The 1,102-nt window shown below is 44.6% G+C and carries 1 protein-coding gene; it reads left to right on the forward strand.

The features are described from left to right. A partial coding sequence (locus R7M72_RS25605; RefSeq protein ID WP_318056531.1) for a KpsF/GutQ family sugar-phosphate isomerase occupies window positions 1-950 on the forward strand: 950 nt, incomplete at its 5' end. Between the last annotated feature and the right edge of the window lie 152 nt (window positions 951-1,102).

Raw genomic sequence — 1,102 nt, forward strand, 5'->3', positions numbered from 1 at the left:
GCGCTGCAGCTAAACAAGTTCTTGATATCGAAGTCGCGGCTCTGCAAGAGCTAGACAAATACTTTGATGAGCAGTTTGAACAAGCTTGCGAATTGATCCTTTCCAATAGCGGCAAAGTTGTCGTGATGGGTATGGGCAAATCAGGCCACATTGGCAACAAGATTGCAGCAACGCTTGCCAGCACAGGTACATCAGCGTTTTTCGTTCACCCGGGTGAAGCAGCGCATGGTGACTTGGGTATGATCAGTGCGGGTGACATTGTTATCGCCATTTCTAACTCTGGCGAGTCCCATGAAATCTTGTCTCTCTTCCCTGTTCTAAAGCGTTTAAACATTAAAATCATTAGCATGACGGGCAAGCCAGAATCCAACATGGCAAAACTGGCTGACTTGCACTTGCAAATCACTGTCCCTCAAGAAGCTTGTCCACTTGGCCTTGCACCAACCAGCAGTACCACAGCAACTTTAGTAATGGGCGATGCGCTAGCAGTTGCCCTACTTCAAGCGCGTGGATTCTCAGCAGAAGACTTCGCTCTCTCACATCCTGGTGGTGCTTTAGGAAGAAAATTGCTACTTAAGCTGTCTGATATTATGCACTTCGGAAATGCATTACCGAAAGTGTCTCCAGATGCGTTGATTCGCGATGCGCTTTTGGAGATTTCAGAGAAAGGTTTGGGAATGACCGCAATCGTGGACGAGCACGATGCTATGCTTGGTATATTCACCGATGGTGACTTACGCCGCACTTTGGATAAGCGCATTGATATTCATACCACGGCTATTGGTGAAGTCATGACGAAATATCCAACCACGGCACATCCAGAAATGTTAGCAGTGGAAGGATTGAACTTAATGCAGAACAAAAACATCAACGCACTTATCCTATGCAAAGAAGATAAAATCGTTGGCGCATTAAATATGCATGATTTACTAAAAGCTGGTGTGATGTAATATCGGCAACACGAAACATTCAAACGATTGATTACACAGATTAAGGCAATAGTCAGGGAAGTACTTAGCTAAACAAAAGGCCTTTAATATATGAGTTTTACTCGCCTTATTTATTTGCTCTTGGTTTTCGTCGTCGCATGGTGTGGTTATTA

The sequence above is a fragment of the Vibrio sp. YT-18 genome, assembly GCF_033337345.1.
GTDB classification, from domain to species: domain Bacteria; phylum Pseudomonadota; class Gammaproteobacteria; order Enterobacterales; family Vibrionaceae; genus Vibrio; species Vibrio alginolyticus.